This is a genomic window from Wenyingzhuangia gracilariae, assembly GCF_056387575.1.
Genome location: NZ_CM150748.1, coordinates 3,008,761 through 3,025,000 on the forward strand (window position 1 = coordinate 3,008,761; position 16,240 = coordinate 3,025,000).

General features: G+C 34.0%; 11 protein-coding genes, 2 tRNA genes, 2 rRNA genes and 1 riboswitch (1 of these 16 cut by a window edge). Of the genes, 9 read left to right on the forward strand and 6 right to left on the reverse strand.

Features of this window, described 5'->3' with window-relative positions; genetic code table 11:
- Window positions 1-38: 38 nt before the first annotated feature.
- Window positions 39-2,621 carry a DNA gyrase/topoisomerase IV subunit A gene (locus ACY2IJ_RS13260; protein ID WP_476724801.1) on the forward strand — a complete coding sequence of 861 codons (2,583 nt, stop codon included), beginning with the start codon at window positions 39-41 and terminating at the stop codon, window positions 2,619-2,621.
- 21 nt (window positions 2,622-2,642) lie between these two features.
- Entirely contained in the window at window positions 2,643-2,846 is a 204-nt protein-coding gene (locus ACY2IJ_RS13265) for a hypothetical protein (RefSeq protein ID WP_476724802.1), read from the forward strand.
- 71 nt (window positions 2,847-2,917) lie between these two features.
- Here ACY2IJ_RS13265 and ACY2IJ_RS13270 read toward each other — a convergent pair whose 3' ends face one another.
- From ACY2IJ_RS13270 to ACY2IJ_RS13295, 6 genes are all read right to left on the reverse strand, one after another.
- Window positions 2,918-4,798, reverse strand: a complete 1,881-nt coding sequence (locus ACY2IJ_RS13270; RefSeq protein ID WP_476724803.1) for a DUF5060 domain-containing protein — start codon at window positions 4,796-4,798, stop codon at window positions 2,918-2,920.
- Between the two features lie 87 nt (window positions 4,799-4,885).
- Window positions 4,886-6,028 carry an ABC transporter substrate-binding protein gene (locus ACY2IJ_RS13275; RefSeq protein ID WP_476724804.1) on the reverse strand — a complete coding sequence of 381 codons (1,143 nt, stop codon included), beginning with the start codon at window positions 6,026-6,028 and terminating at the stop codon, window positions 4,886-4,888.
- Window positions 6,009-6,548, reverse strand: a complete 540-nt coding sequence (cobC, locus tag ACY2IJ_RS13280) for an alpha-ribazole phosphatase family protein (RefSeq protein ID WP_476724805.1) — start codon at window positions 6,546-6,548, stop codon at window positions 6,009-6,011. Before cobC ends, ACY2IJ_RS13275 begins: the two co-directional genes overlap by 20 nt.
- Window positions 6,545-7,297: an adenosylcobinamide-GDP ribazoletransferase gene (locus ACY2IJ_RS13285; RefSeq protein ID WP_476724806.1), complete on the reverse strand. Its 753-nt coding sequence runs from the start codon at window positions 7,295-7,297 to the stop codon at window positions 6,545-6,547. Before ACY2IJ_RS13285 ends, cobC begins: the two co-directional genes overlap by 4 nt.
- Window positions 7,298-8,314, reverse strand: coding sequence for a nicotinate-nucleotide--dimethylbenzimidazole phosphoribosyltransferase (cobT, locus tag ACY2IJ_RS13290; protein WP_476724807.1), 1,017 nt, complete (start codon window positions 8,312-8,314; stop codon window positions 7,298-7,300).
- A gap of 6 nt (window positions 8,315-8,320) precedes the next feature.
- Window positions 8,321-8,824, reverse strand: a complete 504-nt coding sequence (locus tag ACY2IJ_RS13295) for a bifunctional adenosylcobinamide kinase/adenosylcobinamide-phosphate guanylyltransferase (RefSeq protein ID WP_476724808.1) — start codon at window positions 8,822-8,824, stop codon at window positions 8,321-8,323.
- A gap of 89 nt (window positions 8,825-8,913) precedes the next feature.
- Between ACY2IJ_RS13295 and ACY2IJ_RS13300 the strand changes: the two genes are divergently transcribed.
- The 7 genes from ACY2IJ_RS13300 to ACY2IJ_RS13330 all read left to right on the forward strand — a co-directional run.
- Entirely contained in the window at window positions 8,914-9,840 is a 927-nt protein-coding gene (locus tag ACY2IJ_RS13300; RefSeq protein WP_476724809.1) for an ABC transporter substrate-binding protein, read from the forward strand.
- 20 nt (window positions 9,841-9,860) lie between these two features.
- Window positions 9,861-10,078, forward strand: a riboswitch (cobalamin riboswitch).
- 23 nt (window positions 10,079-10,101) lie between these two features.
- Window positions 10,102-11,985 (forward strand): TonB-dependent receptor plug domain-containing protein, encoded by a 1,884-nt coding sequence (locus tag ACY2IJ_RS13305; protein WP_476724810.1) that lies wholly within the window; start codon window positions 10,102-10,104, stop codon window positions 11,983-11,985.
- A 10-nt stretch (window positions 11,986-11,995) separates the two neighbouring features.
- The gene (locus tag ACY2IJ_RS13310) at window positions 11,996-13,072 is read left to right on the forward strand and encodes a YncE family protein (RefSeq protein ID WP_476724811.1); all 1,077 of its coding nucleotides are present in this window, start codon (window positions 11,996-11,998) and stop codon (window positions 13,070-13,072) included.
- A gap of 853 nt (window positions 13,073-13,925) precedes the next feature.
- A 16S ribosomal RNA gene (locus tag ACY2IJ_RS13315) occupies window positions 13,926-15,447 on the forward strand.
- 86 nt (window positions 15,448-15,533) lie between these two features.
- Window positions 15,534-15,607 (forward strand) — tRNA-Ile (locus tag ACY2IJ_RS13320).
- A 110-nt stretch (window positions 15,608-15,717) separates the two neighbouring features.
- Window positions 15,718-15,791, forward strand: a tRNA-Ala gene (locus tag ACY2IJ_RS13325).
- Between the two features lie 217 nt (window positions 15,792-16,008).
- Window positions 16,009-16,240 (forward strand): 23S ribosomal RNA (locus ACY2IJ_RS13330) (it continues 2,561 nt past the right edge of the window).
- The 16S and 23S rRNA genes sit together here with 2 tRNA genes alongside, the layout of an rRNA operon.

Sequence of the window (16,240 nt, forward strand, 5' to 3'; positions counted from 1 at the left end):
ATATAAAGAAGTAAAACATAAATACCAGTTGCAACTATATGCAAGACGACATCAACAATAACCAAGAAGAAAATCAATTTGAAACTCCTAAAGAGGTAGAAAGTCAAGAGACCATTACCAAAGTTACAGGAATGTACAAAGAATGGTTTTTAGATTATGCTTCTTACGTAATCTTAGAACGTGCAGTACCAGCCATTGCCGATGGTTTTAAACCAGTGCAAAGACGTATTATGCAATCTATGAAGGATTTGGATGATGGACGTTACAACAAAGTAGCCAATTTGGTAGGGCATTGTATGCAATACCATCCACACGGAGATGCTTCTATTTCGGATGCTATGGTGCAAATTGGTCAAAAAGAGTTGTTGATAGACATGCAAGGAAACTGGGGGAACATTCTTACAGGAGATCGTGCAGCAGCAGCTCGTTATATAGAGGCTCGTTTGTCTAAGTTTGCCTTAGAAGTAGTGTTCAATCCTAAAACTACAGAATGGCAAGCTTCTTATGATGGTCGTAGAAAAGAACCAATTCATTTGCCTGTAAAATTTCCAATGCTATTGGCACAAGGAGGAGAAGGAATTGCAGTAGGATTGTCAACAAAAATTTTACCACACAACTTTAACGAGTTAATAGAAGCATCAATCAAAATATTAAAAGGAAGAAGTTTTACACTCTACCCAGATTTTTTAACTGGTGGAGTTATAGATGTAACCAATTATAACGATGGTGCTAGAGGAGGAAAAGTTAGAGTAAGAGCTAAAATTTCTCAGTTAGATAAAAAGACCTTAGTGGTTAACGAAATTCCATATGGTACCACAACTTCTTCGTTAATAGAGTCTATTTTAAAAGCCAACGATAAAGGGAAAATTAAAATCAAACAAATAGAAGATAATACAGCAAGAAATGTAGAGATTTTAATTCATTTACCACCAGGAATTTCACCCGATAAAACCATAGATGCCTTGTATGCGTTTACCAATTGCGAAATTTCTATATCTCCGTTGTGTTGTGTAATTCAAGAACATAAACCTGTTTTTGTAGGGGTGTCCGATATTTTAAAAATATCAACAAACAATACCTTGCATTTGTTAAAACGTGAATTAGAAATTCAGTTAGGAGAATTGCAAGAAAAATGGCACTTTGCTTCTTTAGAAAGAATTTTTATAGAAAATAGAATTTATCATGATATTGAAGAAGAAAGCACTTGGGAAGGAGTACTTTCTGCAATAGACAACGGTTTAAAACCACATGTGGCTCATTTAAAAAGAGCTATTACAGAAGAGGATATTGTTCGACTAACAGAAATAAGAATCAAGCGAATTTCTAAATTTGATATAGACAAAGCCAAACAAATTATAGAAAGTTTAGAAGATGAAATTGCAAAAGTGCAACATCATTTAGAAAACTTAATAGAGTTTGCTATTGATTATTTTAAGAGTTTAAAAGAAAAATACGGGAAAGAAAAACCTCGTATGACCGAAATTAGAACTTTTGATGATATTGAAGCTACCAAAGTAGTAATGCGCAACGAGAAATTGTACGTTAATAGAAAAGAAGGGTTTGTAGGAACTTCTTTAAAACGAGATGAGTTTGTTGCCGATTGTGCAGATATAGACGATGTAATTGTGTTTCGTAAAGATGGAACCATGATTGTAACCAAAGCTGCACAAAAAACATTTGTTGGTAAAGATATTATTCATGTAGCTATATTTAAAAAAGGAGACAAGCGTACTATTTACAACATGATGTATCGTGATGGTCGTTCTGGACCAAGTTACATGAAACGTTTTAACGTTACGTCTGTAACTAGAGATCGTGAATACGATTTAACCGCAGGAAATAAAAGTTCTTTGGTTTGGTATTTTACAGCCAACCCTAACGGAGAAGCCGAAACGGTTTCTATAGAATTAAAACCTTTGGCAGGTCTTAAAAAATTAAAATGGGATATAGATTTTTCAGAATTATTAATCAAAGGACGTTCTTCTAAAGGAAATTTAATTACCAAATATCCAGTTAAAAAAATAGAGTTCAAGTCTGCAGGAACTTCTACCTTAAAACCTCGTAAAATTTGGTTTGATGATACCGTACAAAGATTAAATGTTGATGGGAGAGGTGATTTGTTAGGAGAATTTACGGCAAAAGATAAGCTGTTAATAGCCACACAATCTGGTAAAATAAAAACCATTACTCCAGATTTAACAACTCACTTTGAAGACGATATGGTTGTGTTAGAAAAATGGATTCCAAACAAACCTATTTCGGCAATATATTATGAAGGAGAAAAGGAAAAATATTATGTAAAACGTTTTGTAATAGATGCTCCAGATAAAGAAGAATTCTTTATAAGTGAACATCCTAAAACACAGTTACAAATTGTAGTAACAGATTTTAGGCCAAATGTAGAGGTTGTTTTTAGCAAACGTAGCTTAGACAATCTAATTATAGATCTAGAAGATTTTATTGCGGTAAAAGGAATTAAAGCTCTAGGAAATCAACTCACCGATGAAAAAATAAGAACAGTAAACAGATTAGAACCTTTGCCTTATGAACCGGTAGAAAATGAAATAGAGGAAGAAAGTGAAGAAGAAGCAAACGATAAAGACCAACCTACGTTGTTTTAATCGATGATAAAATAAAAGATGATGAATAAAAATTTAATTATTAGTATTGCTCTTGGGATAATTGCATTTCTTTTTTTTAAAATACAGAAGTGGAGTATAAATGATAAGTTTGATGTTTCTAAAAATGCCAATATTATAAAAGATGGCTTAAAAACAAGGACATGGATTACTATCTGTACACTTGTCTTTGGTGCCGTATTTTTTTTCTTTAAATCTTTAAGATAAGAAAATGAATAGAACAATAAATAGTGTAATTATTGTTTTCAATTTAGAAAACACCTTTTTTTAGTTAGTCTTTACTTTGTAATCAAAGCAACCCAATCATTTTTATCATCAGGAGCATTTATAATATGTTCTTTATTTAATTTTTCTTTGTTAGACATTGTACCGTTTCTAGGGTTGTACCATTGTATTTTCCAACGTTTGTTTTTTAACTCAATTGTTGTACTGCCTCCTTTGGGTAAATAAACCACATAAGCTTTCCCTTTATTTGCCAAAACATAATCTTCTTTATTTGTTGTTAATTCATCATAACTAACAGCATCAATCATGTAATTCTGAAAATAGTTATCAAAAAACTGAACAGCATAACTTCCTTCTTTGTACAAATCTCCTCTTAGTCTGTGGTCTTGATTGTGAATATCACCATCATTATCTGTATAACCATAATAGTATTCTACACCAGCACCCCCAGACATTAAAGTAGCCCATAAAACTTCATGTCTTACTACATTTAGCGGAATTCTAATTCCTTGACCTGCACTACCTTGTTCGTCATTAGCTACTACCCATTTTTTACCAGCTTCTTTAGATGCTTGAACCCATGTTTTTACACTTTTATGAATCAAGTGTCTGTCTTTTTGAATAGAAGCACCTGTCAATTCTGATTTATTTCCTAAAAGTTGAGGGTATTTTTTGTCTTGTTGTTTAGGAAATGTGTGTAGCACCAAATTGTGATGATAAGGGTCAATGCTGTTGATATACTTAGTAATATCAATCACTACATTGTCTGGAATTACAGTTTCTTCGGTAATGTTCCAGTTTAAGGCTAAGTGATGTGAAAATCTTGCAATTAATTCTCTATAATACAATTTACGTTCTCTGCCATTTTTATTATTGTCCATAAACTTGCAGTTTTCATTTTCCATGGTTTTAAAATGTAGATACAGTCCTTTAGTATCGGCATATTCAAGAATTTTTTCCCATTGTGCTAGCTTGGAAACATCAAATCTATCTTTCTGTAAATGATCCCATAAGTTTTTACGTTCAGCATAGTTCATTCTTTTAGTTTCTCCATTAGGTAAACTTTCGTATTCTTTCATAGATACACTCATTAAATGAGGAAAAATATTTTGATCATCTCCACCTGCATTAAATGTTAAAAAAGACATGGCATTGGCTCCTTGTGAACTTAAGTAGTTTACCACTCCTAAAAGCTCTGTTCCTTTTCCGTTTTGCCAAGTATAACTACTTGCTTCTTGCGGGTTGTAATCTTGTTGATGAGGACTCCATGTTTTACGTGTTCTTTTAAAACTAGCTAGAGTTCCTTTTTTATGATCCCATCTAGGAAATCTTCTGTTTGGAGTGGCATCAAAATCATCATAAGCAAAAGTATTTTCAGGAGAATCGGCACCTGCCTTTACAAACCATTGTCCGTTTGGTTTTTTAGGGTTGGTTCCAGAGAATTTTAAATATCTTTCTCCCACATATTGCAATCTTCCTTTGTTAGGAGCTCTAAAATCTTTTCCTGTTTTGTTAGAAGGTGTTACTTTAAAAGTACCAGTAACACCATCCATATAACCAGCACTTTTCTGATTTTTAGATTCTGAAACAGCAACATCAGTTCCTGTTTTAAAAGCTACTTTATAGGTCCAAGTACCTTTGCTATCTGGAGCAAAATGTACGTTCCATTTGTTTCCTGAAGAACATCCTTCAGCAGGATTTTCGCAAGCAGCGTAATAACCAGGAACGGTATAACTAGTTTTTCCTTTGGTAAAAGTAACATCTAACCTATAATCGGTAAAAGGATTGGGAGTTGCAGTTTCTGAAGTGTTAGGGCCTTCAAAAGTTAGGGTAATTTTATGCCATGTTTTTAATTCTCCAGTTATTTTTTGAGCATGTATTTGAATTGCAAAAGTTAAAAAACTTAAGAAAGCGAGTTTGGTTTTAAAGTACATTTAACAAGTGATTTTGATGTAATTACTAATTGTATTTTGTTTTTGTTGTTAAAAACGCAATAAAAGTAATTAAAAAACACTTAGTCTTTAATCTAAACTATTAAAAAAAGTTGTTTTGTAATTGGGCAATACTTCTGGGTGGCAAATTTTAATAATATCTTTTAAAATAAAATCTGGTCTTAGTGCTCCTAATTCAAAAAACAGCAAACCTCCTGTGGGTCCCGTTGTATTGGTGTAGGTGTATATTTTATGATGAATATATGGAGCAAACTGCGTGTAGTGTTTGTTGTTGTTAGCCAAAGCTTGCTTGTTGGCTGCATAACCTGGAGCAAACCAATAATCGGCATTTTTTGCTTTTACAAATACATCTTCAAACTGCAAAGACAAGCTACCGGTTCCTTTGGTTTGTTTCCATAGGTAATTTGTTTTTGCATCGCTTAAAATTTTGGCAACAAAACTATCTCCAGCAGGTGTGTACCATATTCCGTTGTAAATAGATCCGTACAAAACATTAGGTTGGGTGGTTACATTCTCTACTACTTTTTTAGCTTTTTTATAGCTATTTTCTATTTCTTTAAAAATAGCATTGGCTTCTTTTTCTTTGTTAAGAAATAGCGCAAAAAACTTAATCCATTCGGCCCTACCCAAAGGAGATTCTTCTAGCCAACTAGCATCTACAACAATAGGGATTCCTGCTTTTTTTAAGGTATTAAAGTTTTTGTTTAGGTTGTCTACTGCAAAGGCAAACAATACATCAGGGTTAATGTCTAGAATTAATTCGGTATTCATATGTTCTTCGTGTCCCACATCTGTAATTAAACCGTTGTCAATTCTTTTTCGGGTTTTTAAAGATGATATAAAATGTGTGTTGGGATAACCTTTTAAAAGATGTTCTGAGTTTAAAGCTTCTAAAACTGGTATTTGAGTGGTTGAGGTTGCTACAATTTTTTGAATAGGGGTGTTAACAATAATTTGATTTGGGTTGTTAGGTGTTATAATAGTGTCACCTTTTATTAAAATATATTCATAGGGAGTGGTAGCTCCTTTGTAAGGAGTGTGTACAATTATTTTAGTGTATTTATTAAATGTTTGATAACTAAATCCCTTTGCGTATAGAATGTTATGATTGTAAGAAACTTTTTTGTTTTTGGTGGCTTTTGGTTGACAAGCAAGCAAAGCAAAAAAAGACAAAAAAATATAAAACTTCAGGTTATAAAATGCTGTATTCATTGGTGGTTGTATCTATTTTAACAATGGTTCCGTAGGGAATTTTAAAATTAAAGGAATCGTTTAAATCTGTATTGGTTGTATGCGATAATACACTTCTAATAATTCCAGAATGTGTAACAACAATGGTATTGTTTTCTTGAATGCTTTTATAAACATTTAGAGCTCTAGCAAACAAATCTAAATAATTTTCTCCGTTAGGTACACGAACGTTTACAAAGTCATTCATCCAAGGAGTTGTTTCTTCATTTGGAATGGTATTCCATTCTTTTAGCTCCCAATCTCCAAAATCTAATTCCATTAAATCTGTAGAAGTTTTGTAAGTGGTATTTAGTTTAGCAGCTAATTTGGTACATCTTTTTAATGGGCTACTAATAACAACATCGGTATTTACATATTGTAGTTTGCTTAGTAAAAAGTTAGCTTCGTCTTCAAAATTATCAGCAACATCAATATCTGATTGTCCGTAACAAATTCCTTTTTCTATATCAGGAGTCGTGTGTCTTATAAAATAAAGAATCATAGTAAGGCAATTAAGCTTAGATAAAAAATAACTTCGGTAAGTTGTTGGGTAGCACCAGCACAATCACCTGTGTGTCCACCAATCCATTTGTGAAAGTATGTAGCCAGTAAATACTTGGTAACAAATACCGGTATAAGTGTTAAAAAGACCCAAGGGGTAAAGAAAAAAAGCAAAGGAATAAAGGCAAAAACACCACAGATAAGCACATCTTTTTTTGTGATTCCTACTGCGGATGGTTTTATTTTACTCTTATCAATGTCTTGTACATAAGGTTCTGTGTAAATAAGTGTTGTTGCTGCAAAACGGCTAATGGCATGTCCAGAAATAATAGCCAAAATACAAGTAAAAATGTCTAATTCTGCTAGTGATTGGTGTTTGATTGCTAATAAAATTCCGAGTCCTACAATTCCGTATGTTCCTACCCTGGAATCTTTCATAATGGTGAGAATTTTTTCTTTGGTCCAGCCACCACCAAATCCATCACAAACATCGGCAAAACCATCTTCGTGAAAAGCACCTGTAATCCAAATGGTAGCAGCAATGCTTAATAAAATAGAAATAGAATCGTTAAATAAAAATTGAGCTAAGTAATAAATTAAAGCACCAAAACTACCTACAATAATTCCGACTAATGAAAAATAACGACTACTTTTTGTTAAAATTTCTGGAGAATGATCTATGTTTTTGGGACAAGGGATTCTTGTAAAAAACATGATAGCTGTAAGAAAAATAGCAATTTCTTTTTTCATTTAATAAACAGTGTTGGTTACTTCGGCAGATTCAAAACTTGCCATTTGATTTAAAAAGTTAACTGATGCTTGTACAATTGGGTAAGCCAAAGCTGCTCCTGTACCTTCTCCTAGTCTTAATCCTAAGTTTAAAATAGCATCTGCTTTTAAAAAGTCTAACATTTTAGCATGTCCTTGTTCATTAGAGCAATGCGAATAAATACACTTGTTAAGTACAGATTTGTTCATGGCTTGTGCAGCTAATAGGGCAGATGTTACAATAAATCCATCAACTAGAATAATCATACCTAGTTCAGCAGCTTGTAAAAAAGCTCCGGTCATCATGGCAATTTCATAACCACCAAAAGTGGCCAAAATTTCTATAGGGTCTTTTAGGTTAGGATAATTGTTTTTGGCTTTCTTTAAAATGGCTATTTTGGTTTTAACCCCCTCTTCTGAAAAACCTGTACCTTTTCCTACACATTCTTGAATAGATAATTGTGTAAAAGAACTCATTAATAAGGCTGCCGATGAGGTGTTTCCAATTCCCATTTCTCCAAAACCAATTACATTGGTTCCTAGTGTAAATTGTTTGGTAACTAGTTCTTTTCCTTTTAAAATAGCTTGGTTGCAATCTGCTATGCTCATGGCAGGTTCATTACAATAGTTTTTGGTTCCCTTGTTTATTTTTGCATGTATTAAGTTAGGAACTCCATTAAAATTAAAATTAACTCCAGCATCTACTACTTTTAAATGAATGTTATTTTGTTTGCAAAAAACATTAATAGCAGCCCCTCCTTGTAAAAAGTTAAAAACCATTTGCGAGGTTACTTCTTGTGGAAACGGACTTACAGGTTCTACGTTTACAATTCCATGATCTCCTGCAAAAACAATAATAGTGGGTTTGGATAAAATGGGAGTGGTCGTTTTTTGAATTTCTCCAATTTTAAGTGCAATGGTTTCTAAAACACCCAAAGAACCCATAGGTTTTGTTTTGGTGTTTATTTTATGCTGTAATTCAGATTGAATGTTGTCCATAAGTATTTATTTTAAAATCATTGGAATTCCAGAAACCATAAATGTTGCTTTGTTGCTTACTTTGGCAATTTCTTGATTTACCCATCCTTGTAGTTCTGTAAACTTACGTCCTATTTGGGTTTCGGCATGCACACCCATTCCAATTTCGTTAGAAATAATAATCAAGGTGGCTTCTAATTGGGTTAATTTTTCAATTTCTGCCTTTACAAGTTCTAAACATTTAGCAACATTGTAGTTGTTGTCTGTATAAAAATTGGTTAGCCATAAAGTCACACAATCAATTAATACAACAGCGTTTTTGGGTATTACAGCGCTTAAGTTTTTTTCTTCTTCAATAGTCGTCCAACGCTCATCTCTGTCAGATACATGTCTGTCTACACGTGTTTTAAAATCATCATCCCATATTCTAGAAGTTGCTAAATAATAAGGGGTTGGTGATAGTTCTTCGGCCAATTTTTGAGCATAGCTACTTTTTCCGGAACGTTCTCCACCTGTGATGTAATAAATCATACTTTAATTTTTAACAAAGATTGTTAAGTTTTAACGACAAAAAAAATGGATTTGAAAAAAAGACTAGTTTTGCAGAAAAATAAAAAGATATGACAGTTTCTTCTATGATGCCCGCCGTAACCCAAATGATTTACGATATGGGTTTAGAACACATGCTAAACGGAATTACTTTTGAGTGTCCGCAGCAAGCTTTGCAAGAAAAACAAGTAATGGTGCGTTGTGTTTTAGAAGACAAAGAATATACCAGCGATGAAATAAATACATTGTTTTCTGAAAGCAAAGCTACCGGAAAAAGTTTGTATTATGTAGATGAAGAAATAATGCATAACATCAATCCGTCTTTAGTTTTTACACAAGATGTTTGTGATGTGTGTCAAATTGATACTGAAAGTGCAGAAAGATCTTTGTCTAAGTTACCGGTAGTTCCTAAAACAATTTCTATTACTCCACAATCTTTAAACGATGTTTTTAAAGATGCCATAACAATTGCAACCGCCATGGGGTTTCCAGAAAAAGGGGAGCAATATGTGTTAAGTTTACAGAATGAAATTAAAAAAATAGTAGATACTCTAAGAGCAGGACTAACCTTGCCTAAAAGTGTAATGTTGTTAGAGTGGATAGATCCGTTGTTTAACTGTGGACACTGGATTCCTCATCAAATAGGATATGCAGGTGGAGTAGATTTGCTGTCACACCCATCAGGAGATAGCATTGTGATAGATTGGAACAAAATTGTAAAATACAATCCAGAAGTATTGGTAATTGCTCCTTGTGGTTATACTCAAGAAAGAACTTTGGACGATATGAAGTTTTTAGAAGCAAAACCAGAATGGAAAAACTTAAGAGCTGTGCAAAACAAGCAAGTGTATATTGCAGATTTTGATTTGTTTACCCAATCTTCTGCCAGTACTTTGGTAGATGGTATTAAAGTTTTAGCTAAAATATTTCATCCAGAACTTTTTCCTAAAAAAATAGATTTGGAACAGAAGTATTGTAATTATTTTGATAAAAAGTAATTTAGAACTAAAAAACAACGTACTTTTGCCACGATTTTGGTTTTTATGCTATTCAATGTAAGTTGAACCATAAAATTAAAAGGGAATCTTGTTAAAATCAAGAACTGTACCCGCAACTGTAAACTTAGCCGTAAAAGGTGCTTATTACATTCTTAAACCACTGTTTTAAATAATAGTAAAAACGGGAAGGTAGTAATAAGACGTAAGTCAGGAGACCTGCCAGATTCATAATATAAATTCTTTCGGGAGTAAAGGAAATTTATGATGAAACTATGTAAAGCGTTTTTTTTAATAAGCATATTTTGTTGTGCCAAAACTGTAGCTCAAAATGATTCTATCAATCGTTTAGAGAAAGTGGTCTTGTTGGCTGATACAACAAAGAAACAAGAAGATTTAGGAACTAAAAAAATAACGTTATCCGTAGAGCAAGTTGTAAAAAACCCAACAAACTTCACCGAATTATTAAGGTACAATAGTCCTATTGCTTTTAAAGATTATGGAAATGGAGGGACAAGTTCTGCCAGGTTTAGAGGAACATCTGCCACCAATACATTGGTGTTGTGGAATGGAATCAGTATCAATGCTATAGGAAATGGTCAAGTAGATTTTAATGCCATATCTGCTAGTACTACAGATCAAATTGTGGTAAAAAGCGGAGGAGGAAGTGTGCAATTTGGTTCTGGTGCCATTGGAGGTGTTGTTCAGTTAAATGATATACTCTCTTTTAAAAAGCATAAAAATTTTGATCTGTTTACCAGTTATGGTAGTTACAATACAAGTTCTAATTTTTTTAAAGCCAATATAGGTACAGGTAAATGGGCAATAAAGTTATCTTCTACCTATAATAGTTCGGATAATGATTATGTTTATTTAGACAAGAGATATAAAGATGAAAACGGAAACTTGTTGTATAATGAAAATGGGAACTATAAAAATTATGGAATAGATTTTAGTTTGGGATATCAATTTTCTAGAAGAAACAAACTTTATTTTTATACCACTAAATACTATGGAGATCGTCTTTTTTCTGATGGAATTCCCAATCCATCTAATGCAAATGAGCGCAATGAAAATTTTAATCAACGTAATTTATTAAAATGGAATTTCTCATCTAATGTTTTTCAACAATCTTTAAAACTAGCATACTTAACTCAGGAATTTAGGTACTATAGTAACAAAGCTTTTAAAAATTTTGGTTACGGAAAATCAAACAAAAAAGTAGTAGATTATGATGCTTCATATCGGTTTTCAAATGTTTTAAAGGCGAAGTATTTGATGATGTATGAATCTACAAACGGTTCAACAGATCAAATCCAATCAAGAAATAGAGAAGCATTTTCTTTTGGAGGGATGATATTTTATATGCCTACTGCTTCATTATCTACCTCTTTTAATCTTCGTAAAGAGTTTAATTCTAACTTTTCAGTTCCTATGTCTGTATCGTTAGCTGCAGAACAAAAATTAAATAAAAAGATCACTTTAAAAACCAATTTATCTACCAATTATAGAGTACCCACATACAATGAACTGTACTGGCCTATAGTAGGAAATTTAAATTTAGTGCCAGAAAAATCAAAGCAGTTAGAGTTGGGAGCAGATATAGACATTCATCAATTACATGTCTCAGCTACTTATTTTTATATAGATATAAAAGATAAAATTATTTGGTTACCTACAGGAGGTACTAATTTATGGCGTCCTAAAAACATACAACATGTAGCCAATCAAGGAATTGAGGGAGCTTTGTCTTACAAAGTATTACTGCCTAAAGAACAAAAACTTTTACTTACTGGTAATTATACGTTTACAAGTGCTTTTAACAAAAAAACAAATGCTTCTTTGCCTTTTGTACCACAGCATTTGCTCAATTATAACTTGTCTTATACATATAAAAGGTTAAGTGTGTATTTACAAGGCCTGCACCAAAGCAAAGTATACACAACAGAAGATACATTAAGCAATTATTCTATAGCTAAGGTTACAGTGTTTAATTGTGGAGTTAATTATAGTTTGTTAAATAAAAAACATCACAAATTAATTTTAGGGGGTAAAGTAAACAATGTTGGTAATAATCTATACTACTTTACCAATTTACGACCTATGCCCGGACGAAACTTTAATATAAATATTCACTATAAATTTTAAACTAAAAAAAATGAAAAAATACTCAATTTTTAAATTACTAATACTGCTAAGTGTTGTTTTTGTTTCTTGTACAAAAGAAGAAACTATTGTTCAAAATGTTTTTGAAACAGTAGATACCAACATAATTGTTAGCTCAGAGGGAAACTTTGGAGCTAAAGATGGTTCTGTGTCTTATTTCGGTAAGAATGATTCTGATATATTTTATTATGAAAATGTAAATGGATCAAAAGTAGCAGGACTAATTCAGTCTATTTGTTTTGGAGAAGAAGATGCATATATTATCTTAAATGATGTAAGTCAAATTATAGTGGTTGATAGATATACCTTTAAGAAAAAAGCCATTGTACAAACAGGATTAGGGAATCCAAGATACATGACTATTGTAGATAACAAAGGATATATTACCAATTGGGGAAGCGGTTCTGATGAAACAGACGATTATATTGCTGTTCTAGATTTAACAACCAATACAATAGAAGAAACTACAATTCCATTAGCGAATGGGGTTGAACGAGTAATTACTAAAAATAATAAGTTGTACGTATCTCATCAAGGTGGATATTCTTCTAACAACATAGTTTCGGTGGTAAATTTAGTCGCTAATAATGCGGTGACTACAATTAAGGTAAATGATAACCCTGATGAAATGTTTTTTAACAATGCAGGAGAATTGGTTGTTTTGTGTCAAGGAAAACCTTTAAGTTACGCTAGTACTCCGCCTTATTCAGCATTAACAAACACAACGTCTTCTATAACTTTTATAAATACAGCCGATAATAGTATTAATAAAGAATTGGCTTTTGCAGAAAATACAAGAGCTACGCTAATGTCTTATGATGACGGGAATATTTATTATTATGTAGGAGATAAGGTTTTTAGTATAAAAGACAGCGCTACAGAAATTTCAACTTCAAACGGTATTACTGTAGGGGCTATATATGGAATGAGTACCAAAGACAATCATTTGTTTACAGTTTCCTACTCATTTACATCATTGTGTAAATTAAAAGTTGTAAACATTTCAACTTTAGAGACCGAGTATAGTAGTGCTGTTGGTTTAGGGGCTTCTAAAATTTACTTTTTTTAGACTAATTAAATAGATTATAACGAATAATCTTACAAAGGGTGATGGAGTGTTTATTTATAACACCCCATCACTTTTTTTTATAGCTACAATTTACAATGAGCATTTTAAACCTTTATATAGAGGAAAGGAGTATAGTTAAACAAGTTTTTTTTGATTTATTGTGTCGTTACCTTTCAGGTCGGGCTATCACTACTCGCTTTTTTTGGTTTTAAATAAGAGTAATAAAGATTGTTTATGGGGTAACCATCCTAAATCTTTTCATATTTCAACAATTCAAAAAAGAGCTCAAACAAGTCGTTCTATCCCTAACGCATCTATATAATAAGTAATAAAGAAAGCTATATTAAAAAAAGAAAGAGTTAAGATTAGTGTATAAAGTACGAGTAATAAGGGGTTTAGGTATTTTAGAAAAAAATAAATAAAAAAAGGTTGAAAAAGATTAGGAAAAAAGCAAAAAAGGTGCGTATCTTTGCAGCCGCAACAGCGACTAGGCAACTAGTTTAAAGTTGAAGTTCATATAAGGTTTTAAGGGTTTTTAGAAGAGGTTTTAACAAGCTTCGCGATAGAAGAAAAAAGATTTAAAAATATTTTAAATTTTATTTGTTTTAGAAAGAAAAAAGTTCTTATATTTGCATCCGCTTAGCGAAGCAGCTAAGTTACTAACTTCTAAGGGAGTTAGTTGTATGAAGAGTCTGAAAAGACGTAAGTTCATTGATACTATTGAAAATTGACAGCGTAAAATTAAAGAGTAAATTACATGCTGATATTTGGGATTAGTTTTTCAGATATTGAGTATGAAGATTTTTTTGAGCATCATCATAATTTAAGGCATAGCAATATGTCAAACAAAATAACGATGAAGAGTTTGATCCTGGCTCAGGATGAACGCTAGCGGCAGGCTTAACACATGCAAGTCGAGGGGTAACAGAGATTGCTTGCAATTTGCTGACGACCGGCGAACGGGTGCGTAACGCGTATAGAACCTACCTTAAACAAGGGGATACCCCATGGAAACGTGGACTAATATCCTATGGTGTTAATAATTCGCATGGATTATTAATTAAAGATTTATCGGTTTAAGATGGCTATGCGTCCTATTAGTTAGTTGGTAAGGTAACGGCTTACCAAGACATCGATAGGTAGGGGTCCTGAGAGGGAGATCCCCCACACTGGTACTGAGACACGGACCAGACTCCTACGGGAGGCAGCAGTGAGGAATATTGGTCAATGGAGGCAACTCTGAACCAGCCATGCCGCGTGAAGGATGACTGCCCTATGGGTTGTAAACTTCTTTTATAGAGGAAGAAACTGTGGTACGTGTACCACACTGACGGTACTCTACGAATAAGGACCGGCTAACTCCGTGCCAGCAGCCGCGGTAATACGGAGGGTCCAAGCGTTATCCGGAATCATTGGGTTTAAAGGGTTCGTAGGCGGGCTAATCAGTCAGAGGTGAAATCCCATCGCTTAACGATGGAACTGCCTTTGATACTGTTAGTCTTGAGTTATATGGAAGTAGATAGAATATGTAGTGTAGCGGTGAAATGCATAGATATTACATAGAATACCGATTGCGAAGGCAGTCTACTACGTATATACTGACGCTGATGAACGAAAGCGTGGGGAGCGAACGGGATTAGATACCCCGGTAGTCCACGCCGTAAACGATGGACACTAGTTGTTGGGCATTAGCTCAGTGACTAAGCGAAAGTGATAAGTGTCCCACCTGGGGAGTACGGTCGCAAGATTGAAACTCAAAGGAATTGACGGGGGCCCGCACAAGCGGTGGAGCATGTGGTTTAATTCGATGATACGCGAGGAACCTTACCAGGGCTTAAATGTAGGATGCATTGTTTAGAGATAGACATTTCTTCGGACTTCTTACAAGGTGCTGCATGGTTGTCGTCAGCTCGTGCCGTGAGGTGTCAGGTTAAGTCCTATAACGAGCGCAACCCCTATTTTTAGTTGCTAACAGGTTAAGCTGAGGACTCTAGAGAGACTGCCGGTGCAAACCGAGAGGAAGGTGGGGATGACGTCAAATCATCACGGCCCTTACGTCCTGGGCTACACACGTGCTACAATGGCAATGACAGAGGGCAGCTACCTGGCGACAGGATGCGAATCTTTAAACATTGTCACAGTTCGGATTGGAGTCTGCAACTCGACTCCATGAAGCTGGAATCGCTAGTAATCGCATATCAGCCATGATGCGGTGAATACGTTCCCGGGCCTTGTACACACCGCCCGTCAAGCCATGGAAGCTGGGGGTGCCTGAAGTCGGTCACCGCAAGGAGCCGCCTAGGGTAAAACTGGTAACTAGGGCTAAGTCGTAACAAGGTAGCCGTACCGGAAGGTGCGGCTGGAACACCTCCTTTCTAGAGAAAAGAGATGTATGTTATGAGAAGTCTATTTACTTTTTAATTAGCTGTTAATTTTTATATATATACACAATCACATATTGAGTCTCGTAGCTCAGCTGGTTAGAGCGCTACACTGATAATGTAGAGGTCGGCAGTTCGAGTCTGCCCGAGACTACAACTATAGTATGTGTTTTTGTGAAACAGGAAATTCTAGAAGCAGAAATAATTACAATTACGAATTAGTAATTACTAATGACTAAAAACTAATTACTAACTACTAGTAATGGGGGATTAGCTCAGCTGGCTAGAGCGCTTGCCTTGCACGCAAGAGGTCATCGGTTCGACTCCGATATTCTCCACGATTCAATTAACAATTAACAGTTGGGAATTAGCAATTAAAAAATTGTTCATTGCACATTGTAAGATTGAAAATTGAAAGAAAGTTCATTGACATATTGATAATAATATTATAAAAATAATATTACTTGAGTAGACATTATCGTTTATCATTTAGATAGACGATTAATAAAAATACAACAATCGCAAGATTGTAAAAATTAAAGACGCAAAAGAGTACAATAAGCTAATTAAGGGTGTATGGCGGATGCCTAGGCTCTCAGAGGCGAAGAAGGACGTGATAAGCTGCGATAAGCTACGGGGATTTGCACATAAGAGTTATATCCGTAGATTTCCGAATGGGGCAACCCACTATGTTGAAGGCATAGTATTCGAAAGAAGGCAAACCCGGTGAACTGAAACATCTAAGTAACCGGAGGAAGAGAAAATAAAAATGATTTCGTTAGTAGTG